A 14,938-nucleotide genomic window follows, 5' to 3' on the forward strand; every position below is an offset into this window, starting at 1 on the left:
TCAATCCGGCCAGCGCAGGACTTCGCCTGTGACGCCGTCCCACGCGCCCTCGATGAGCGCGCGGCCCAAAACCCGTTCGGGGTTGGTAGGCGGCGGCATCAGCACGCCTTCGAGCAGGGTAAAGCCGAAACGGTTGTAGTAAGGCGCATCACCGACCAGCATGACACGGTCCCAGCCCTGCGGCTCGGCCCGTGCGAGGCTTTCGTCGATCAGCGCGCCGCCCAAACCCTCGCCCTGCCGTGTCGGGTGCACCGCAACGGGACCGAGCAGAAGCGCAGGTGCCGCATCAATCATCACAGGCCAATAGCGGATTGCCCCTGCAAGCGTGCCATCGCTGTCGCGCGCGACATGGCTCAGCCCCATCACCGGCGGCACGCCATCGCGCAAGCGGTAAGACGACAGCGCCGTTCGACCGGGCGCAAAACACAGGTCATACAGAGCCTCGACTTCCCAATAGTCGTCAGGGCGCTCGGGGAAAAGCTGATACAAGGTTGCAGGCTCCTCGACCCGGTTTGCTGTGGCATTGCCTCTAACATGGCGCTAGCCATGGTTCAAACAACACCGGAGAAATGAATGTTCTATCGCCCCCAAGACGGCCACGGCCTGCCCCATAACCCGTTCAACGCGCTGATTACACCGCGCCCGATTGGCTGGATTTCGACCCGTGACGGCCAAGGCCGCGATAACCTGTCGCCCTATTCCTTCTTCAATGGAGCCGCCTACGACCCGCCGCAAGTAATGTTTTCCTCTACCGGCTCCAAGCCTGATGTGGGCGATACAAAAGACAACGTTGCCAATATCCGTGAGACCGGCGTGTTCTGCGTGAATGTTTGTTCAGTCGCTCATAAGGACGCGATGAACGCCTCGTCCGCGACGCTGCCGCATGGCACCGACGAATTTGAATATGCGGGCCTAGACAAGGTCGACTGCGAATTGATCGCCTGTTCGCGCGTCGCCAACGCGCCTGCCAGTCTTGAGTGCAAAATGACCCAAATCATCAGGATTGAAGGGCCAAGCAATTTTGTCGTGATGGGCGAAGTGCTGGGTATCCATATGCGCGATGACTGCATCGTGGACGGCAAGTTCGATGCCACCAAATACATCCCGCTGTCGCGGATGGGATACCGCGATTACGCCGCCGTGCGCGAAGTCTTTGAGATGGCCCGCCCCGACGATTGATCCGGCTGCGCGGCAAGAAAAAAGCGGGGCCATTCTGGCCCCGCTTTTTTCGTCTCTAATGGCCGCCCAGAACGTTGGTGCGGACTGAATAATCCACCGCCAATTCGTAATCGGGGTCATCATCGCTATCCACCATCAGGTGGCCTGCACGGGTCAGCAAGCGGTGGCAATCGTGGCTCAGATGGCGCAGGGCGATCTGTTTGCCCGCGTCCTCGTACTTACCTGCAATCGTCTCAATCGCCTGAAGGGCGGATTGATCAACCACACGGCTGTCGGCAAAGTCGATGATCACCTGATCAGGGTCATTCTCAATGTCAAAAAGCTCGGCGAAGCCGTCGCTAGAGCCGAAGAAAAGTGGCCCGTGGATTTCATAGACCTTGGCCCCTTCCTCGCGCACGGATTGACGGGTGGTGGCATGGATGCGCCGCGCATTGTTCCACGCATAGGCCAGCGCCGACACGATCACCCCGACCACAACAGCAACAGCAAGGTCTTTGTAAACGGTCACAACCGTGACCAGTAAGATTACGAATGAATCAGTCAGCGGCACCTTGCGCAGGATGGTTAGCGAGTTCCACGCAAAGGTCCCGATCACCACCATGAACATCACGCCCACCAGCGCGGCCAGCGGAATCTGTTCGATCATCGGCGCGCCAACGAGAATGAAGAGCAGCAGAAAGATCGCCGCCGCAATCCCGGCAATGCGGGTGCGCCCGCCGGACTTCACGTTGATCATCGACTGACCGATCATCGCGCAGCCGCCCATGCCGCCAAAGAAACCGGTCACGGTATTGGCGACGCCCTGTGCGATACATTCTTGCGAGGCACCGCCGCGCTTGTTGGTCAAATCACCGACGAGGTTCAGCGTCAGCAGGCTTTCGATCAACCCGATTGCCGCGAGGATCACCGCGTAGGGCAGAATAATATAGAAGGTCTCAAGCGTTAGCGGTGCCATTGCGGTGCCGTAAATGCCAGTACCGGTGCCAAAGGGGTTATGAAATGCCGGAAAGCTGCCCTCAATCGAGGACAAATCCCCGACGCGCGGCACATCCAAGCCTGTGAAGATCACCACGCCTGCCACGATCCCGATACCGGCAAGCGGAGCCGGAATGAACCGCGTGATGCGCGGCATTACCCAGATAATCGCCATCGTTGCGGCGACCAGACCCAGCATCAACATCAGTGGCTGGCCTGACAGCCATTCACCACCCGACATGCCATGGCCGGTATCCACCATCGTGCCCGGCACCTTGAACTGCCCCATCTGGGCCAGAAAGATCACAATCGCCAGACCGTTTACAAAGCCCAGCATCACCGGATGCGGCACCAGACGGATGAACTTGCCCCACTGCATGACACCAGCAAAGACCTGTATCAGCCCCATCAACACCACGGTCGCAAACAGATATTCAACCCCGTGCTGGGCCACCAGTGCCACCATGACCACGGCCAAAGCGCCCGTCGCGCCCGAAATCATCCCGGGCCGCCCGCCGATCAACGCGGTGATCAGCCCGACGATAAAGGCCGCATAAAGCCCGACCAGCGGGTGCACCCCCGCAACAAAGGCAAAAGCCACCGCTTCGGGCACCAAGGCCAGTGCGACGGTCAAACCGGACAGAAGCTCGATCCGCAACCGACCGGCTGAAAATTTCTCGTCGGGCATCCAGCGCAAATCTGTCACATCAAGATTTTTGGCAAATGCGTGAAGCGTCGCGCGCATGGGTGGCATCCTTTGTCAGGGCAGTGCAGGGAAATACCCGCAAACCGTCGGGTGTAATGCTGCGCTGCCTAGTCGGTTTTGCTGCGGTTGGAAACCCTCGCAGCGCCAAACTAGCCGCAGTCAGATTAGGGATTGGTAAATTGACACGGGCGAAATCGCAGGAAAGCCCCAAGTCTCGGGCATTCTATCAACAGTGTGATTGCCAAGGGCTTGCAGAGAAGCGCGGGTTCTGACCTCTTTGCGTCAGAACGACGCCCGCACCTGACGGGACCACCGAAAATCTGGGGATAGACATGACAGAGACAAGGATCGCCGTGATCGGCGGATCGGGGCTATACGATATTGCCGGATTGCAAGATGCCGAATGGGTCACGGTTGAAACTCCTTGGGGTGCGCCCTCGGATGCGATCATGTCTGGCACGCTGGACGGGGTGCCGATGGCGTTTCTGCCCCGCCATGGGCGCGGGCATGTGCATTCGCCCTCCTCCGTGCCCTACCGCGCCAATATCGATGCGCTCAAGCGGTTGGGGTGCACGGATGTAATCTCGGTCTCGGCCTGCGGGTCGTTCCGCGAGGAAATGGCGCCGGGGGATTTTGTGATCGTTGACCAGTTCATCGACCGCACCTTCGCGCGGGAAAAGTCGTTTTTTGGTGAAGGCTGCGTGGCACATGTGAGCGTGGCGCATCCAACCTGCCCACGGCTTGGCGATGCCTGTGAAACGGCGGCGCGCGCGGCGGACATCAAGGTGCACCGTGGCGGCACCTATCTGGCGATGGAAGGCCCGCAGTTCAGCACACTTGCGGAATCAAAGATGTACCGCGAAAGCTGGGGCGCTGATGTCATCGGTATGACCAATATGCCAGAGGCCAAGCTCGCCCGCGAGGCGGAGCTTTGCTACGCCTCTGTTGCGATGATCACCGATTATGACAGCTGGCACCCCGATCACGGCGAAGTTGATGTAACCAAGATCATCGCCACGCTGATGGGCAATGCTGACAAGGCCCGCACGATGGTGGCCCGCTTACCTGAACTTTTGGGCGCGACCCGTGCGCCCTGCCCGCATGGCTGCGACCGCGCGTTGGAATACGCGATATTGACCCAACCGGACGCCCGCGACCCTGATCTGGTCGCCAAGCTGGATGCAGTTGCGGGACGAATGCTGTGAACTTATCGGGTCACGCGAGGTGCGTGACCCGACCGCCACAGATCGTCACCTGCGCGCGGGCTTGGGTGATCTCTGACGGCGGCAGCGCCGTCAGATCGTGGCTCATCACCACAACGTCGGCCATCATGCCTGCCTTCAATCGCCCCTTGCGGTCTTCGTTAAATTCGACCCACGCGTTGCCGACAGTGTAGCTTTCGAGCGTTTCCATCAGCGTCTGGGTTTGGTCAGCCCAGCCTGCCCCCATATCCAGCGGCGCGATGGCGGCTTTGATGTTGGTCATCACTTCTACCCCCATCACCGGCCAATCGGTCGAGAAGATCACCGGCGCGCCGGTCTCGCGGATCTGGCGCCACGCATAGGCGCCCGCAATCTGGTGGTCGTGCAGGTATTTCGGCACCCCTTCGGACGGGAACACATGGCCAAACGGCGCGTGACCCGGCTGGATCGAGGCGACGGCATCAAGTGCGGCAATGCGCGGGATGTCGTCTGGGTGCATACACTCCAGATGCTCGATGCGGTGGCGGCTGTCGCGCACGCCATTGGCCTCGCGTGCGGCCTGATAGGCGTTGAGGGTGGCACGGATACCTGCATCCCCGATGGAATGGACCGCAATTTGCAGGCCCATCGCATCGGCGCGCTTGCAGGCTTTCGTAAAATGATCAATCTCGAACACCGGATCGCCGTAGTTATCTTCGGTGCCGGGATAGGGCTGTAGCATCATCGCGGTGCGCCCCTCAATCACCCCGTCGATGAACATTTTGACATAGCCGGAAAACACCATGTCGCCCTGATACTGGGTCGCAAATTCCGCCGCCTCATCCAGTCGATCCAACGCATCGGCGCTTTTGAAGTGGAACGGCACGCCGGTGCGGCAGAGCAGCGTGCCCTCGGCCTCCATCTCGGTCAGCAATTCAAGCTGATAGCGGTTGCCATCCATGCAATGCAGGCCGGTGATGCCTTGGGCGGCGCAATGGCGCATACCGGCGGCGATCACCGCCTTGTCTTTTTCACGCTCGGCGGGTGTTGGCGTCGGCACCGGATCAGCACCGGTGACCAGCCCGGCCATATCGCGGCCGCCGTGGCGGGTGTGTTTGAGGATATAGGCGTAAGCCCCCGGCTCCCGCAACTCTCCGGTGGCCAGCCCGTCATCGCCCATCACGATCATGCTGCCCGCATCAGTCGCGGCGCCGTGCAGGATGCCCGCCACTTCAAGAGCGGCGGTATTGGCCCACATGGTGTGGTGATCGGGCGCGAACATTGCGAACGGGCGGTCGGGGCAGGCTTGGTCAAGCTCGTGGCGCATTGGCGTGCGGTCGTCATGCAGGATCGCGTAATCGGCCTGAACGGCAAAGACGATTTTATCGTCGGGATTGGCGGCAGCGTAGGGCGCAATGGCGGAGGTCAGCGCCTCAAGACCCATAACACGATAGAGGTCGAGGCAGCTCAACTCAACCGAGCCACCGAAGAGATGTACATGACTGTCGATAAAACTGGGCAATACGGTGCCACCTTGGGCGTCAAAAACCTGCGTATCGGGGCCTGTAGTCTCGTTCAGTTCCGCCCCGCCGACGGCGGTGATAAGACCTCGGGTCAAGGCAATTGCAGTGGCCTCCGGCGTGGCATCATCAAAGGTGATCAAACGGCCGTTGTGGATGAGAATATCGGGGAATTGGCCCATGGGCGCACCTGTCGAATAGGGGCGTAAAGCCCGCAATGTGGGGGGATCGAGGATCGGCGCGGCCCGCAATCAGGCCGCGCCGAGGGTCTGTTATTTCTGAAGTTCAGTCCAGATCTGGGTATAGATCTTGGAGACTTCCGGCGGGCAGGTTTCCGCAATATAGGCCGCGGACTTGAGATCAGCAGGCACCACGATTTCAGGCGCTGATTTCATCTCCTCGGGCATGAACTCTTCGGACCCTGCGATGCCATTGGCGTATTTTGCAAAGGCCGACAGCATCGCGGCGTTCTCGGGCTCCATGATGAAGTTGACAAACAGCTTGGCGTTATCGACGTTTTTGGCATCGGCAAGGATCGCAGCATTGTCCATCCAAACCGGATAGCCGGTTTTGGGATAGCCAAAGGCAATGTCTGCGTTCTGGTCACGTGCACGCATTGATGCGCCGTTCCAGTTCACGCCAGCGGCGAGGTCGCCCTTCGCGTATTTCTCGATATTGCCGTAATCCATCGACAACCAGTTTTTCTTGGCCTCGACCAATACGTCGCGCACTTTCTTGAGGACTTCCTTGTCGCCTGTGCAGGTCTCACCGCCGACATAGTGGATCGCCATGCCCATCACGTCGTTCATTTCCGGCACGACGTTGATCTTGCCTTTCAGTTCTTCCGGCGGATCAAGGATGATCGCGGCGTCATTAATATCACCGCCATAGACGGCGGTGTTGACTGTCACACCGACCGTGCCCCACTGCCATGGCACCGAGAATTTGCGGCCCGGATCGAACTTCACATCCATCCACTGCGGATCAATATTGCCGTGGTTGGACAGCTCGGACGGGTCAAGCTCCATCAGCAGGTTCTCCCCGACAAAGATCGGGATATACGTGCCGGAAGGGACAACGATATCAAAGCCGTGGCCGCCAGCCTTGATTTTGGCCAAGGCGGTATCATTGCTGTCATAGTCGGTTATCGTAACCTTGACGTCGTGTTCTTTTTCGAACTTCTCGATCATCTCGGGGCTGGTGTAGTTGCCCCAGTTGTAGATGTTCAATTCGCCCTCGGCCAGCGCGGCAGAGGCGACAGCAACAAGCGCTGTTGTGGTTAGAAAGGTCTTCATCTTCAGGCTCCCTTATTGGTTTTGGTTGGTATTATTTTTTGACACGGCTGAGAAAGAAAAATGCAATGACCATCGTGACCGAGATCGCCAGCAGCACGGTCGAGATGGCGTTCACCTCAGGCGTTACGACGCGCCGCAACTGTCCTAGCATGTAGGTCGGCAGTGTATCCTGCCCTGCGGATTTGACAAACTCCGTGATCACCACGTCATCAAGGCTGATCACGAAGGCCAGCATCGCCCCCGCAAGGATGCCGGGCCAGAGTTGCGGCAACGTTATGCGACGAAACACTTGAAACGGGCTTGCGTAAAGGTCCGAGGCCGCCTGCTCCAGCGTCAGGTCCATACCCTGAAGGCGGGCGCGGATCGGCAAATAGGCAAAGGGGATACAAAAGGCCGAGTGCGCGAGCACCAGATAGCCAAGTCCAGTGTAGCCGGTTTGAACCTTGATCCCCGCAAAGAGGATCAGCAACGCCACGGCGGTGACAATCTCGGGCACCATCAGCGGCTGGTTGATCGCGGCAAAGACGGTGGAATAGCCTTTGAACGGGCGCACCCGCGTTGTGGCGAGTGCTGCGAGCACCGCCGCCGAGGTCGCGATGAGCGAGGCCCAGAAAGCCAGAACGAGGCTGCGCACCGTCGCTTCTTGGACCTGCTGGTTGTCCCAAGCGCTGCGATACCATTGGAGCGAAAACCCCTCCCAAATAGCAACAGAGGTGCCTGCATTGAAGGAATATACCACCAGCAGCACGACCGGCAGATAAAGCAGCACGAAACAGACCGCCGCGATGGTGGTGAAGCCCCATTGCTTGCGGACATCAAAGCCTTTTGCGGAATTAGCCATGCCCCACCTCCTCGCGTCCCGCCGAGCGGACATAAAAGATCAGCGCGACCATCACGATGGCCAACAGGGTGATCGACAGCGCCGCCCCCAAGGGCCAGTTGCGCCCCTGCCCGAACTGCAATTCAATCAGGTTGCCCAGCATCAATTGCTTGCCGCCGCCCATCACCCGCGGCGTCACGTACGCCCCCAGCGACGGCACGAAAACAAGGATCGACCCTGCAATCAGCCCCGGCTTGACCAGTGGCAGGATGATCCGGCGCAGCACGGCAAAGCGGGTGGCGTAAAGGTCATAGCCCGCCTCGACAAGATTGAAATCCAACCGCTCCATGCTCGCATAAAGCGGCAGCACCATCAGCGGCAGATAGACATAAAGCATGCCGATCATGATCGCAGTTTCAGTGAACAGGATCTGGATCGGCTGGTCGATTACCCCCGACCAGATCAACAGCGAATTCACCGTGCCTTCGTTGCGGATCAACTCCATCACCGCAAAGGTGCGGATCAGCAGGTTGGTCCAGAACGGGATCATGATCAGCAGCATCCAGATATCGCGACTGTGCGGCGGACGTGTGGCGATGAAATAGGCGGTCGGAAAGCCAAGGATCACCGCGCCGATGGTGGTCATCAACGACAGCTTGACCGAGCGCCACAGGATCGACAGATGCGCATCGGCAAAGCCCAACGTGTCGTCGAAAATATCGCGCTGGAAAATGACGTTGAACCACGCCTCGGTGGAGAATCTCCACTCCACCCCGCCATAATCGCCCGGTGTCAGAAAGGAATAGGTCAGCGTGATTAGCAACGGCCCCGAGGCGGCGATCAGCAGTATAACAAGGGCCGGTGTGAGCAAGAGCCAGCGGTTGCGCCGTTCCTGCTTTTCGCGTGACTGCGCCAGATCGCTCATTCCTTCAATCCTTCAGCACTTGGCCGACGCCTGCCGGAAAATCCACGCCCACGGTGTCGCCTGTCTTGAACTGTGCAACGCTGCCGGGCAGGTTCTGGGCACGGGTGACGATGGTTTCGTCCTTGCCGATGGCCACGTGATAATGGGTGTCGGTGCCGAAATAGACCACGTTCTCCAGCCGCCCTTGCAGCAAACCCTGATCGGGCGGCACCAGTCGCGTGTGTTCGGGGCGGATCGCCAGCGTGGTGCCCCCGCCCTGCCCGCCTAATACGGCGCGCGCCGCAACCGTTTTGCCAGATGACAGCGTGACCTCGGCCATGTCGCCCTGCACGGTGCCGACCTGCACGGGCAAGAAATTGGTATCGCCGATAAAGTCCGCGACAAAGCGTTCGGCGGGTTGCTCATAGATGTCATGCGGGCTGCCGATCTGGCGGATCGAACCTGCGCTCATCACCGCGATACGGTCCGACATCGTCAGCGCCTCTTCTTGGTCGTGGGTCACGAAGACAAAGGTAATACCTGTCTCGGTCTGCAGACGTTTGAGTTCGATCTGCATGTCTTTGCGTAGCTTGAAATCCAGCGCCGAGAGAGGCTCGTCCAGCAACAGCACTTTCGGCTTGGGGGCCAAAGCCCGCGCCAGCGCCACCCGTTGCTGCTGCCCGCCGGAGATTTGCCCAGTCTGGCGATCTGCCATTGCGGTCATCTGCACCAGCGCCATCATCTCGTCGACAGTCTGTGCGATTTCGGCCTTGGGTTTGCCCAGCATTTCCAGCCCGAAGGCGATATTCTGGCGAACGGTCAGGTGGGGAAACAGGGCGTAGCTTTGGAAAACCGTGTTTACCGGCCGGCGGTGAGGCGGCAAAACCAGCAGGTCTTGGCCGTCCATCGTGACGCTGCCCTCGGTTGGATCAACAAAGCCCGCAATCACCCGCAAGAGGGTGGTTTTGCCACAGCCCGACGGGCCGAGAAGGGTGAAAAATTCGTTCTTTCGAATGGTGACCGAAACATCATTCAGCGCCATAAAACGCGACTTCCCCGCGCCGTATGCTTTGCTGACTTTATCAATTTCGATCATTTATTTTGCCCCTGTCGGTTGCAGAGTTGCCCCGCTTTGAGCCACGCTAGCCCGAAGATCAGCAATTAGGCAAGGCGTTCAAATAATTTTTTGATCAAATTCCCCGGTGGTCAAATTATCTGCCTGATGAATATGCAGCAGATCAGAAAACACGGCAAATGGTGAGGGTTGCTGGGCCCACCATTGCCTAAATTAGCGATTCTATCCAGCTTTAGAACAGGCCGCGCAATTGCGCACAGCCCCGCGCCGCGAAATCGGTTTCGCCCGCGGCAATGAAGGCCTCGATCCGGCGCAAAACCATGCCAGTACATTGCGGATCCAACAGATTTTCCTGCGCTGGCGCCGTACGGCGGGCCTCGAAATAAAGCACTTCGCGGTCTTGGGTGCCGTAGCCGTACTTATAGGGCTCGTTGCCATGGCCAAAATCATAAAGGCCCATGCCATTTTTAACCGCCCAATCAATGCTGAAAAAATGCAAGGCGGTGCCAACGAAGGGCTCGTCCGCCAGTTCGTCGCGGCCAACGATGATGAAATGCACCGACTTGCGGTCGTGATCAACGATATGGCCCAAGGCACCAAGGGGCCGGTCCCCGCGCCTGATAACCGGCAGCATCAACGCGCCAACCCGATGGGCGGCGGTAAGAACACCGCGGTAGGTTTCGGCCACGCTCGCGGCCTTTGTGCTGCCCTTCTCGGCGCGCCATTTTGCTTTCCATAAACCGAGCAGAGCATCGAGATCAGCGTCCAGCGTCCCAGCGTCAGAAATTCCGATGTTATAGTCGCCGCTATCGAGAAATTGGCGTTTGAACCTGTTGTACTGCTGGCGTTTGTTCCGGCTGATCGAGGTTTTCATGAAGGTGTCGAAATCCTGCGGCAGCGCCACCTGCGGGCAAAGCAGATTGTTCGTCTCGCCGCGGTTGATCATATGGTCCTTGAACTTGATCGACACGCCCCGCGCCGCCAAAGCATCCGTGAAAATTCGGCAACGGCGGGTTTGCGCGATATAGCGCAACGACAAACGCACCCACGGCATTTGCGCCAGTTGGTTGGCGGCGGCGATCAGCCCCGCCTCCTCCACCGCCGGATCGCAGAGAAATCCGGTGTACTCACTCCACAACAATCTCCCGCCTGCCTGAAGCTCTGTCTGGAACGCACGGCGCGTGGTGCTCCAATGCACGCGAGCTTTGAGCGGCAGGACGCAGACAAGATGCTCTGGCGCGGCTGCACTGCGCACCACGATCACGCTCCATTGGTGCAAAGTATCTCGGAAAGCCTCCGCCATCCACGCCCAAGACAGGAAGAACGTGGCTTCTGGATCGCGCTGCTCAAGGTTCTGCCACGCTGTTTGGAGCGCGGAGAAGCCTGCATGATCGTTGATCACCTCGACGACAAAATCGCTGTCGGCTTGTCTGGTGATCGCTTGTTGTAACATCTTCCGCTCCTCGCGTCCGAACCGGCATTTATGAGAGCTGATAGAAGTAGATCACGGCAAATTTGAGGAAAAACGTGGAATATGCACCTATAACGGGCATGACAGATTGAAAAAAAGGGCCCCGCTTTACGAGGCCCTTTGACGAGGGTGATATTAGACGTCGCGATCAACCCAGACTTTTTCAAGGTGCATTTCGCGCAGCGGATGACGGACATAACCCTTCACAGCAGCCGTGTGGTGCATCGCCAGCTCGCGCCAGTAAGGCTGGATGATAACACCGCTGTCTTGCAGCATTTGTTCCAGTTCCGCCATCAATGGCTTACGCTCTTCGGGGTCGAAAATCCCCAGCGCTTCGGAAAGTTTTGCATCAAACTCGGGGTTGGAGTGGCCGCTCTCGTTCCAAGCCTCGCCAGTCTTATAGGCCAGCGCATAGACCTGAACGCCCAACGGACGCCCGCCCCATGAAGTCGTCGAGAACGGGTATTTGGTCCAATCATTCCAGAAGGTTGCCCCGGGCAGCGTGCGCCGCGAAATGTTGAAACCTGCATCGCGCATCTGCGCTGCAACGCTGTCGGCGAGATCTTTCAGCTCGCCTTCATCAATCGAAATCAGTTCTACCTCGCCGCTGAAACCGGAGGCGTCCAGAACTTCCTTGGCGCGCTGCGGGTCGGCCGGCGGCCGTGGAACTTCGGCATATTCAGGGTGCACAGGGGCCACATGGTGGTTATCGGCCACAGTGCCCAAGCTCGCGATCGCCAGCTCCAGACAGATAGAGTTATCAACGGCAAGCTGCACGGCGTTTCGTAGTTCCTTGTTGTCGAAGGGGGCGGCATTCACGTTCATCCGTGCCACGGCGGTGGTTGCGGTCAACGCCACAGCACGTTCCAACCCGATAGAATTGAACACTTCTTCGATATTGTTGGTAGTTTCGTCGTTCATGTCGATCTCGTCGGCCTCGAAAGAGGCGACAAAGGCCACATCGTCGCTGCCCAGATCAATGAACTCCAGCCCGTCGAGATAAACCTCGCCACCCCACCATTTGCCGTCTTCGCGGCGCTTGAGGACTGCTTTCTCGCCGACACCGAAAGAGACCAGTTCAAACCCGCCCGTGCCAATCGGCGCATCCTGCAACTGGCCAGCAAAGCTGGGGTGTACGCAAAGCGCGGGGTAGTCGCCAAATGAGGGGATCAGCGAGATATCGGGGGTGAAGAGGTTCAGCCGCACGGTGAAATCATCGACCTTTTCGATCGCGCCTTCTGCGGCTTCGGTCGCCTCGCCTTCGCGCAGTGCTGACAGACGCGCGGCCATCGAATTGCCTTCGGCTGTGCTGTCGGCCATGCGTTTGATGTTGAAAATCACATCCTCCGCGGTGAAGGCGTCGCCGTTATTCCAAACCGCATCCTGCCGGACCTTGAGCGTGTAGGTCTTGGCATCCTCGCTGACCTCCCAGCTTTCCAGCAGTGACGGTGAAAAGGATCCGTCCGCCTCCCAGCGCACCAGCGGTTCACAAAACTGCCGCGCCACGTTGGATTTTTGTGGCCAGTCATAGGTGCGCGGATCATTGATATCGAGAATCTGCTGACCGATCCGCAAGACACCACCCTTTTTGGGCTCCTCTTGCGCGGCGGCAGGTGTCGCGCCGATCAACCCATATGCCACCGGAGTCGCCACGCTGAAAATCGATGCAAGCGCCAGAAATTCACGTCGGTCGAGACGACCCGCCTTTACGTCCTGCGCCATCTTGGTGACGCGCGGATTGATGTCATGTGTCATGTGGGGATCCCCGTTGCTGAGCTTTTCGCGATCAACCTGCGCCTTTGCCAATGCGAAATCCCTGCAGGCTGCATCTGCAACCGACTCAAGGCATCGGATCAAACCCGCCGCTGATGAACCAAGAATTTGGCCCGCTGCGCGCAAATATCAAGATAATTTTCCGCTGGGGTCGGCAGAACGAGTTACTCTGCGCCCCGGCTGCCGGTCACCGTATGCATATCCCGCAGATACTGGATGCCGCACATAACACGCCGCACCCGCAGGTGCATTTTTCGAGTGAGGAAAAGTGGGGCGACCGACGGGGCTCGAACCCGCGACCACCTGGATCACAACCAGGGGCTCTACCAGCTGAGCTACGGCCGCCTCAGCGCCGATGGGTCTAGCCTCTGATCCGGCTGCTGTCCATAGGCTTTGTCACAGTTTTTTTCAGCTTTCTGCAAACCTTTTGGCGAAACTGTCCAGGTCGATCTCGGACTGGGTGCCATTGCTCATGTCTTTAAGAAACGCAGTGCCGTCACGGGTCAGCCAGACGAAGGGAATGCCTTTGTCGTTGGCATATTTAAGTTGTTTATCCAGCCGCGCCACATCTGGCAAAACCTCGACATTGACGCCAAGCGCGCGGATTTGTGCCGCAAGCGCATGCGCCGTATCGCCCGCGCCTTCTTCTTCATTGGCCACCAGAACCTGTGTTGGGCTTTTGCGCCCCGGGGTGACCAGACCTTCCTTCAGCAGCTTGGTAAAGATACGCGTCAGACCGATGGAAATTCCGACCCCGGGCAATTTGCGCCGCATAAACGAGCTCACGAGATTTTCATAGCGCCCGCCCGCACAGATCGACGGGTAATCGGGGAAGTCGATGAACCGCGCCTCATAGACAACGCCGGTATAGTAATCGAACCCGCGCGAGATCGAGAGATCACCGTCGATGATGTAGTTTTCGGGACGCGTGGCCTCCACCCGGTCCAGCAGCGTACAGAGCTGGTCACGCCCCTCGCCTATTGCGTCGGCGTCGAGCTTCAACGCATCCAACCCGTTAGAGATCGCGTCTGCATTGCCGTAAACTTTGCAAAACGCGATGCAGGTGTCGATGGCACGCGTGTCCAGCGCCAACTCGGTGCTCAGCCGCTCTGCCAGTTGTTCGCCACTCAGCTTGTCAACCTTATCAAGGATACGCGCCAAACGGGTTGCGTCGGCGAGCCCCAAACTGCTCGCAAGCCCGTCCATGATCCGCCGGTTGCTCACCTGAAACTTAACCGGCCCTACGTCGAGCGCCGTGAGCGCCACAACGGCCATTTCCAGCATCTCGGCGTCAAAGGCATGCGAAACCGTTTCGCTGTCGATCACATCGATATCGCATTGGGTAAACTCGCGGAAACGGCCTTCCTGTGGGCGTTCGCCGCGCCAGGCGCGTTGCATTTGATAGCGTTTGAAAGGGAATGTCAGGTTGGAATAATGTTTGGCCACATAGCGCGCTGTTGGCACGGTCAGGTCGTAGTGAAGCGCGAATTTGGGCGTGCTGCCAGCTTCGGCGGCCAGACGCGTCAGCGCGTAGATTTCCTTGTCGACATCCTCGCCCTTTGAGGCAAGCGTCGCAACCGTCTCAACCGAAGGAGTTTCGATATTCGCGTAGCCGTAGCTCTCGAAAACCCGCGCCAGCTTGGCCAGCCACGCCTGTTCAAGCGCGCGTACTTCAGGCGTAAACTCAGGAAAACCGCTCATCGCGAAATCGAGTTTTTGGGCGTTATTGGCCATGGCGGGGCGGTCCTTGCTAGGGCGGGAATGACGCCCGAACGGGGCCCCTTTCACCGCGAAAATCCGGCGACCTTATAGGACAGCCCCCCTGCGACCACAACTGCCAATGGCGAGACGTGCCAGCCGCGCAACATGTGCTGGGTCGGCGGTTTGCCGGTTTGGTGCCCGCCAAGCATGAGAAAGCGTGCACAATTTTCCCGAAAAAAGTTCATTATTTCTTAATCTGCCCAAATTGCGCCATCTTTCCCCGTCAGGTTGATCAAAACGGGCTCCGCCAATCGCTGCCTAAGAACCCGAAGCTGGAG

General features: G+C 58.7%; 13 protein-coding genes and 1 tRNA gene. 2 read left to right on the forward strand and 12 right to left on the reverse strand.

Annotation, left to right across the window (positions count from 1 at the left end):
- Complete coding sequence (locus BM174_RS11095) at window positions 1-489, reverse strand: GNAT family N-acetyltransferase (protein WP_093923933.1); 489 nt, start codon at window positions 487-489, stop codon at window positions 1-3.
- A gap of 84 nt (window positions 490-573) precedes the next feature.
- Here BM174_RS11095 and BM174_RS11100 point away from each other — a divergent pair, with 84 nt between their 5' ends.
- Window positions 574-1,179, forward strand: a complete 606-nt coding sequence (locus BM174_RS11100; protein WP_093923934.1) for a flavin reductase family protein — start codon at window positions 574-576, stop codon at window positions 1,177-1,179.
- A gap of 55 nt (window positions 1,180-1,234) precedes the next feature.
- Here BM174_RS11100 and BM174_RS11105 read toward each other — a convergent pair whose 3' ends face one another.
- On the reverse strand, window positions 1,235-2,899 hold the full coding sequence (locus tag BM174_RS11105) for a SulP family inorganic anion transporter (RefSeq protein ID WP_425442356.1): 1,665 nt from the start codon (window positions 2,897-2,899) through the stop codon (window positions 1,235-1,237).
- Between the two features lie 293 nt (window positions 2,900-3,192).
- Between BM174_RS11105 and BM174_RS11110 the strand changes: the two genes are divergently transcribed.
- Window positions 3,193-4,065 (forward strand): S-methyl-5'-thioadenosine phosphorylase, encoded by an 873-nt coding sequence (locus tag BM174_RS11110; protein WP_093923936.1) that lies wholly within the window; start codon window positions 3,193-3,195, stop codon window positions 4,063-4,065.
- 10 nt (window positions 4,066-4,075) lie between these two features.
- Here BM174_RS11110 and BM174_RS11115 read toward each other — a convergent pair whose 3' ends face one another.
- From BM174_RS11115 to BM174_RS21075, 10 genes are all read right to left on the reverse strand, one after another.
- Window positions 4,076-5,743, reverse strand: a complete 1,668-nt coding sequence (locus BM174_RS11115; RefSeq protein ID WP_093923937.1) for an amidohydrolase — start codon at window positions 5,741-5,743, stop codon at window positions 4,076-4,078.
- Window positions 5,744-5,833: 90 nt separating this feature from the next.
- Complete coding sequence (locus BM174_RS11120) at window positions 5,834-6,856, reverse strand: ABC transporter substrate-binding protein (RefSeq protein ID WP_093923938.1); 1,023 nt, start codon at window positions 6,854-6,856, stop codon at window positions 5,834-5,836.
- 31 nt (window positions 6,857-6,887) lie between these two features.
- Complete coding sequence (locus BM174_RS11125; RefSeq protein ID WP_093923939.1) at window positions 6,888-7,697, reverse strand: ABC transporter permease; 810 nt, start codon at window positions 7,695-7,697, stop codon at window positions 6,888-6,890.
- Window positions 7,690-8,601, reverse strand: a complete 912-nt coding sequence (locus BM174_RS11130; RefSeq protein ID WP_093923940.1) for an ABC transporter permease — start codon at window positions 8,599-8,601, stop codon at window positions 7,690-7,692. The genes BM174_RS11125 and BM174_RS11130 overlap by 8 nt, the downstream gene beginning before the upstream one ends.
- A gap of 4 nt (window positions 8,602-8,605) precedes the next feature.
- Window positions 8,606-9,676 (reverse strand): ABC transporter ATP-binding protein, encoded by a 1,071-nt coding sequence (locus tag BM174_RS11135; RefSeq protein WP_093923941.1) that lies wholly within the window; start codon window positions 9,674-9,676, stop codon window positions 8,606-8,608.
- Window positions 9,677-9,887: 211 nt separating this feature from the next.
- Complete coding sequence (locus tag BM174_RS11140; RefSeq protein ID WP_093923942.1) at window positions 9,888-11,108, reverse strand: GNAT family N-acetyltransferase; 1,221 nt, start codon at window positions 11,106-11,108, stop codon at window positions 9,888-9,890.
- 153 nt (window positions 11,109-11,261) lie between these two features.
- Window positions 11,262-12,881, reverse strand: a complete 1,620-nt coding sequence (locus tag BM174_RS11145) for an ABC transporter substrate-binding protein (protein WP_093924039.1) — start codon at window positions 12,879-12,881, stop codon at window positions 11,262-11,264.
- Window positions 12,882-13,168: 287 nt separating this feature from the next.
- A tRNA-His gene (locus tag BM174_RS11150) sits at window positions 13,169-13,244 on the reverse strand.
- Window positions 13,245-13,307: 63 nt separating this feature from the next.
- Complete coding sequence (gene hisS, locus BM174_RS11155) at window positions 13,308-14,633, reverse strand: histidine--tRNA ligase (RefSeq protein ID WP_093923943.1); 1,326 nt, start codon at window positions 14,631-14,633, stop codon at window positions 13,308-13,310.
- A gap of 50 nt (window positions 14,634-14,683) precedes the next feature.
- Complete coding sequence (locus tag BM174_RS21075; RefSeq protein ID WP_177209464.1) at window positions 14,684-14,845, reverse strand: hypothetical protein; 162 nt, start codon at window positions 14,843-14,845, stop codon at window positions 14,684-14,686.
- Window positions 14,846-14,938: the final 93 nt, after the last annotated feature.

Source organism: Sulfitobacter brevis (assembly GCF_900112755.1).
Taxonomy (GTDB): domain Bacteria; phylum Pseudomonadota; class Alphaproteobacteria; order Rhodobacterales; family Rhodobacteraceae; genus Sulfitobacter; species Sulfitobacter brevis.